Raw genomic sequence first — 6,115 nt, 5'->3', positions numbered from 1 at the left:
CAACTGAACTACCACTCCGCATTTTCGTTTCTGTCTGAGTCTCCCCTGACAGCGGCGTGAATAATACGAACCAGCCCCTGCTTCGTCAAGGGCTTTTTTGTTTTTTTACAGGTTTTTTAGTCATCTGACATCGAAAGGTTTAAAATTCCACCTGATTTATCATTTTTTGAGCTATTTTCTGGTTCATCTGATTTTTGCTGTTCAGCTTTTTTTGACTCAACAGCTTTCTTTTTATTTAAAAAAGCTAAATTCAATTTAAGTTTTAATGGTTTGTTCTGCACAAAAACACGAATACATAACCAACCTATAAATAAAATGGCCAAATTTCCACCAACAATTAAACTAACCATTAATCCCGTGGACATTACTTTTGGTTTTACAACTGGCACAGGAATAATTTCTGGTTCGCTAACACTGGCAACTGGAATTTCTGGAATCACTTCAATCGGTCTTTCTATTTCAAATAAATAGGTTGGCAATGTAGCCATAAACTCTCGGTCATTGATTGTTGAGCCAAAAACAGAGATTTCAATGTTGTAGCGCCCCCAACCATAATCTTGTAAAGCCAGCTCTCTAGCAGTAGTGCTGTTGCTATCTAAGTAAAATACCTGCTCTTCACCATTGGGATAATAAATTTTACCTTGCATGATCACCGTATCAGGTTTTAAAAGCTCATCATCAATATTGATGGTAATGCGATGATCATCCCCCTCTTCGGTTGCTTCAACGGAGGTAAAGCTGAAAGGCGGCTCATGCACAACAATAGGATCTTGAACCACCCGCCTCTCTAATACATCAGTGGTAATATAAAGCTCAGGGCGCCACTCGCCAGGTGTGAAATTTAAAGTAAACTCACCGGTAAACACACCGTCTTTAGCGCTTTCATCGAACCCGTAGCCATCATCTTTGAATTCAGTTACTTGTTGTATGCCTGCACCAAAGTTTTCAAAGTTTTCATTATTGGTGCTCACAAAGCTTACATTAAGCGATACCGCATCTTTAAATAGGTTGGCGCGAATCGGCTCGCCATCATTTAAAATCTCACCAGTTACCTTTACAGTTTCACCCTGAAACAGAATTTTAGGCAGTGGGTCTACTTTTAGCGATAACTCACCAATAACAACAATGCGGCTTTCTGGCATTATTTGGCCAATAACTTGCCACGGCCCAGGCATGGGATTGCGAATAACCACTAAGTCATAATTTAATTCATCGTACCAATCAAGACTAGTGTTTCTCACCGCATTGGTTGCAAAGTATTTAGTACCATCGGGTCTTACTAAAATTACGGCAGGCGATCCTGGGCGTCTAAAAAATATTAATTTTATTTCATCAATTTTGTCATCAACACGAAAACGGTTATCCAGTAACGGTATTTCATTTTGTTTACCGCTGCCTTTTAACTCTTCAACTTGCTTTACGCTGTGTGCATCGGGGTGGAAACACACGGCGATTAAAAGCAGTGAAACTACTAATAGCGTTTTCATAATAATGCCCTATTCAGCGCGCCATAAACAATGGCCGCCCTCCTTTTGTACAATGTCTAAACGCGTTTGATGTGCGCTTTGCTCTGCATCGTTAGCTGCTATAACTACCAAAGGTGCTCTGTCGCTACTTAGGCGTCTAATACCGCCTTTTTGATCTTCACTTGAGTCATCTTTGTTTTGATTTAGGTTTAGCTTTACTTGCCCCCCGGTCATTGCCAGGTAAACATCGGCTAAAATTTCAGAATCCAGTAAGGCGCCGTGTAACGTCCGCTTAGTGTTATCAACATCGTAGCGGCGACAAAGTGCATCTAGGTTGTTCTTTTGCCCTGGATGCAAGTCACGCGCCATTTTAAGGGTATCAAGCACACCACAAAAACTATGGGTGTTTTGATAGCCTTGATTTAATAACGCAAATTCATTATCCATATGGCCAATATCGAACGGCGCATTATGAATAACTAACTCAGCCCCTTTAATATAGTCAAAAAACTCTTGGGCAATATCACGATAAAGCGGTTTATCGCGTAAAAATTCATTAGTAATACCGTGAACATCGATTGCTTCTTCTTCAATGCTGCGCTGCGGATTAATGTAAACGTGAAAATTATTGCCGGTTAACCGGCGATTCATAAGCTCCACACAGCCGATCTCGATGATACGGTGCCCTTGTTTAGGGTCGATGCCGGTGGTTTCTGTATCTAAAACTATTTGTCTGCGTGCCATATCGAATTAAGCCTGACTCTGGTATCTTTCTATAATCACTTTATTGTACATAATATCAAGGTAAAACAGTGCAAAAAACCGTAGAGATTTACACCGATGGTTCGTGTTTAGGTAATCCAGGCCCCGGTGGTTATGGTATTTTTATGATTTATGAAGCCCATGAAAAAAAATTAAGCCAAGGTTATAAGCTTACAACCAACAACCGTATGGAAATGCTGGCAGCCATTGTGGCGCTAGAATCTCTTAATCGTGCCTGCCCTGTAACCCTGACTACCGATAGCCAATATGTTAAGCAGGGTATTGAGTCTTGGATCACCAATTGGAAAAAACGCGGTTGGCAAACCTCGGCTAAAAAGCCGGTTAAAAATGTCGATTTATGGAAACGCCTCGACAAAGCCTGTGCCGAGCACGACGTTACCTGGAAATGGGTAAAAGGGCACAGTGGCCACAAATATAACGAAATTGTTGACGACCTTGCTCGTGATGCAGCCAGCGGCAACAACTTACTCGATGATGAAGGTTACCAACCGTAACCCTCTACATCATGCTATTTTTTATTTTGTTGATAATGCTGCTTTGAGGTTTGCCTAAGCCCTACCCCTTTTATTGGCGCAAATTGTGGACGAGCATGCCACTTAGGTTTGATTGGTGTAAGTGGCGCAACTCGTTTTCGTGCCACCAGCATATACACACTGCCCATAGGTTTTAAATACTGTTTGGTAAAGCTGCGCCAAAATGCAAACCGCGATAAACGATTACCGCGCGCCAACGACGAATAAATAAAACGCTCATCGGCCACAATTTCAAATCCAAGTAAATTTAGCCAGTCTTTTACCCGTGCGGGAGTAAAAAAGCGCCCTGTCCACGGTAATTTTTGACGGCTAAACGGCAGTAACTGCGCTAAACCACAAAAGCTAAACGGATTAAAACCCGTAATGGCGATATAACCGCCTGGAATAAGGGTTCGATGAGCCTCTCGTAAAATATGATGTGGATCTGAGTGATACTCTAAACAATGGCTCATAATGCAAGCATCTATACTATGCTCGTAAAAAGGCAGTTCGTCTATATCGGCAACCACCCCCGTGTATGGGCCAAGCTCTGCAACACATACTTGATGTTTAATGGAGCTTTTACTGGTGTCTAATTCACCGCTTAAATTACCTAATTTAAGCATATGATAGCCAAACATTCGCGGTAACCAAGGCGACAATTTGCGTTCTATATCACAACGTAAATAATCACCATGCGGAAACTGCTGCCATGACAACGGTTTAGGACCTTCTTGAAAACTAAGGGCTGGTTTCATTATATAAGCTCGTTATAATATTAATTAAATACCACTTTATAGAGCAACGAAACATGGTGCAAGTCAAAGCAATTAAAGCCTTTTCTGATAACTACATTTGGTGCTTAACCACCGAGCAGAATAACCAAGCGTGGGTGGTTGATCCTGGGCAATCAGCGCCAGTTTTAGAGCATTTAGCGCAGCATAACTTAACCCTTGGCGGTATTTTAATTACCCATCATCATTATGATCATACCGATGGCGTAGCTCAATTAGTAAAGCAGTACCCTAACATCACAGTTTACGGCCCAAGTAATAGCCCATTTGAGGGAATAACAACGCCTTTAAATGAAGGTGATACAATTAGCGTTTTAAACATTCCATTTGACATTATAGCGACTCCTGGGCACACCCTAGACCATATTTGTTATATTAATGATGCACTGGCCTTTACTGGCGACACCCTATTTAGCGGCGGTTGTGGGCGCTTATTTGAAGGCAGCCCAGAGCAAATGTGGCATTCATTTAATAAGTTGCGAGTACTGCCAAGTGATTGCAAAGTATATTGCACCCACGAATACACCCAAGCAAACTTGGCCTTTGCAAAAGCGGTTGAGCCACGAAACCCCGAATTACTCGCTTACAGCCAGCAAGTAGATGAATTGCGAAAAAATGATGAAATAAGCTTGCCAAGCACCATAGGTCAAGAGCTTAAAGTTAACCCTTTCATGCGTAGCAACTTACCCAATATTACAGAGTCATTACCAAAAGAGTATTGTTTAGTTACAAAAAACAATGAACCTTGGGAAAACTTTGCTAGTCTGAGAAAGTTCAAAGATCATTTTTAAGCTAGCAACAATAATAATAAAACGATTAGTTAATAAACAATAAGTTAACATTTTCTAATCATATTTGTTTGGAACTTTTAACGGTCATAAGTGGCAATGTTGACTCATTATGGGTAGTATTCGCCGAGTTTTTTACCCTATGTATTGGTATTTATGAATAAATCTCCTCTTTTATTGGTCTTAGCGATGACGCTAGGCGGTTGTCAAACACTGACAACGTTAAACACAGATTCACAAAATCAAGCTCAAAACCAGCTTGAAGGCGCCAGCCCAAATGATATTAGCACTGCATTAATGATGAATGCGCAATATCAACAAGTAAACGATATTGAAGAAGAAGCCCCTGTGTTTGACGATGTTTGGGAGCGTATTCGTTACCAATTATCTATTGATATTCCACAAAATCGCCCAGTGGTCGCTGAGCGTAATTATTATGCACGTCATCAGGCATACCTAGATCGCATTTCTAAACGTGCTGAGCCGTATTTGCATTTTATTGTTGAAGAAATTGAAAAGCGTGAAATGCCCATCGAAATTGCACTTTTACCCATTGTAGAAAGTGCATTCGACCCTTATGGCTACTCTCACCGTACTGCATCGGGTATTTGGCAATTTATGCCTGCAACTGGCGAGCGTTTCGATTTAAAACAAAACTGGTGGTATGACGGTCGTCGCGATATTGTGCAGTCTACACGCGCTGCACTTGATTATCTCTCGTACTTACACAAAACCCTTGAAGGTGATTGGCTGAACGCAATTGCCGCCTATAACTCAGGTGAAGGCCGCTTGCTGCGTGCGATTAAAAAGAATCGTAAAAAGCATTTACCTACCGACTTTTGGTCACTAGATTTACCTCGTGAAACCACCGCCTACGTGCCTAAATTATTAGCTTTAGCTGATTTACTAAAACGTGCAGATGAGTTTAAAGTGTCGTGGAAGCCAATAATTAACGCACAAGTAGTCGAAGTGGTTAATATTGAGTCACAAATAGATTTAGCACTGGCTGCGGATATGGCCGATATGACCCTTACCGAACTATATCGATTAAATCCAGGATTTAACCGCTGGGCAACCGATCCTGATGGCCCACACTTTTTATTACTTCCTACCGATAAAGTAGAACAATTCACTGAAAAGCTTACCGCTACAGCGATTAAAAACCGTCTTCGTTGGCAGCAATATAAGGTCAAACGTGGCGATAGCTTGTCGGTGATTGCAGATAAATTTACCACTAGTATCAGCGCGATTAAGTCATTAAATAAGCTTAACTCAAACGTAATTCGTGTGGGTCAACAAATTTTAGTACCACTCACTGATGGTAAAATTAACAGTGAACATTTGCCTCAGCAAGTACGTGCGGCCGCTAATAAAAGTTTACGCACTAAACTTTCTCATACGGTAAAAAGTGGCGATACCCTATGGGATATTAGCCGCGAATACGATGTAACTATGAGTGAATTAGCTAAGTGGAATAAGCTGAAAAAAAATGCAGTACTGCGTTTAAATCAAAAATTGGTAGTTTATAAGTCAGCTAGCCAGCCTAAAGAGTCGACGAGTAATACTAATCGTACTATTACCTACAAAGTGCGCCGAGGCGATTCTTTAGCGCGTATAGCGTCTAAGTTTAATTTAACAGTGAGCGATATTATTAAATGGAATAACCTTGCCGGACAAAAATACTTACAGCCAGGACAAAAGCTTAAATTAAAAGTAGATGTAAGAAGTAGCTGATCCCTATTGTAATAAACTGTTAAATAAAAAAAGAGCGC

General features: G+C 40.9%; 6 protein-coding genes. 3 read left to right on the top strand and 3 right to left on the bottom strand.

The window, feature by feature from the left end:
* Positions 1 to 116: 116 nt before the first annotated feature.
* Together CWB75_RS16775 and dnaQ are read right to left on the bottom strand one after the other, a co-directional pair.
* A complete protein-coding gene (locus CWB75_RS16775; protein WP_010391426.1) occupies positions 117 to 1,487 on the bottom strand; it encodes a TIGR03503 family protein in 1,371 nt (456 codons plus the stop codon).
* Positions 1,488 to 1,496: 9 nt separating this feature from the next.
* Entirely contained in the window at positions 1,497 to 2,210 is a 714-nt protein-coding gene (gene dnaQ / locus CWB75_RS16770; protein WP_010391424.1) for a DNA polymerase III subunit epsilon, read from the bottom strand.
* 68 nt (positions 2,211 to 2,278) lie between these two features.
* On the opposite strand from dnaQ, the gene rnhA reads away from it, so the two are divergent.
* Positions 2,279 to 2,743: a ribonuclease HI gene (gene rnhA / locus CWB75_RS16765; protein ID WP_054202172.1), complete on the top strand. Its 465-nt coding sequence runs from the start codon at positions 2,279 to 2,281 to the stop codon at positions 2,741 to 2,743.
* A gap of 14 nt (positions 2,744 to 2,757) precedes the next feature.
* Here rnhA and CWB75_RS16760 read toward each other — a convergent pair whose 3' ends face one another.
* Positions 2,758 to 3,519 carry a class I SAM-dependent methyltransferase gene (locus CWB75_RS16760; protein ID WP_054202171.1) on the bottom strand — a complete coding sequence of 254 codons (762 nt, stop codon included), beginning with the start codon at positions 3,517 to 3,519 and terminating at the stop codon, positions 2,758 to 2,760.
* Between the two features lie 53 nt (positions 3,520 to 3,572).
* Between CWB75_RS16760 and gloB the strand changes: the two genes are divergently transcribed.
* Both gloB and CWB75_RS16750 read left to right on the top strand, forming a co-directional pair.
* A complete protein-coding gene (gene gloB, locus CWB75_RS16755) occupies positions 3,573 to 4,346 on the top strand; it encodes a hydroxyacylglutathione hydrolase (RefSeq protein WP_055011755.1) in 774 nt (257 codons plus the stop codon).
* 153 nt (positions 4,347 to 4,499) lie between these two features.
* Positions 4,500 to 6,077, top strand: a complete 1,578-nt coding sequence (locus CWB75_RS16750) for a LysM peptidoglycan-binding domain-containing protein (protein ID WP_054202169.1) — start codon at positions 4,500 to 4,502, stop codon at positions 6,075 to 6,077.
* The last annotated feature ends 38 nt before the right edge of the window (positions 6,078 to 6,115 follow it).

The sequence above is a fragment of the Pseudoalteromonas sp. S1608 genome (assembly GCF_005887265.1).
In the GTDB taxonomy this organism is placed as follows: Bacteria; Pseudomonadota; Gammaproteobacteria; order Enterobacterales; family Alteromonadaceae; genus Pseudoalteromonas; species Pseudoalteromonas undina.
Note: the sequence above shows the minus strand (reverse complement) of the source record. Positions and strands in the feature narration are given on the sequence as shown.

Bases quoted from the DNA above. Each gene is read 5' to 3' on its own strand.
- CWB75_RS16775 (WP_010391426.1), bottom strand. From the start codon at position 1,487: ATGAAAACGCTATTAGTAGTTTCACTGCTTTTAATCGCCGTGTGTTTC.
- dnaQ (WP_010391424.1), bottom strand. From the start codon at position 2,210: ATGGCACGCAGACAAATAGTTTTAGATACAGAAACCACCGGCATCGAC.
- CWB75_RS16760 (WP_054202171.1), bottom strand. From the start codon at position 3,519: ATGAAACCAGCCCTTAGTTTTCAAGAAGGTCCTAAACCGTTGTCATGG.
- gloB (WP_055011755.1), top strand. From the start codon at position 3,573: ATGGTGCAAGTCAAAGCAATTAAAGCCTTTTCTGATAACTACATTTGG.
- CWB75_RS16750 (WP_054202169.1), top strand. From the start codon at position 4,500: ATGAATAAATCTCCTCTTTTATTGGTCTTAGCGATGACGCTAGGCGGT.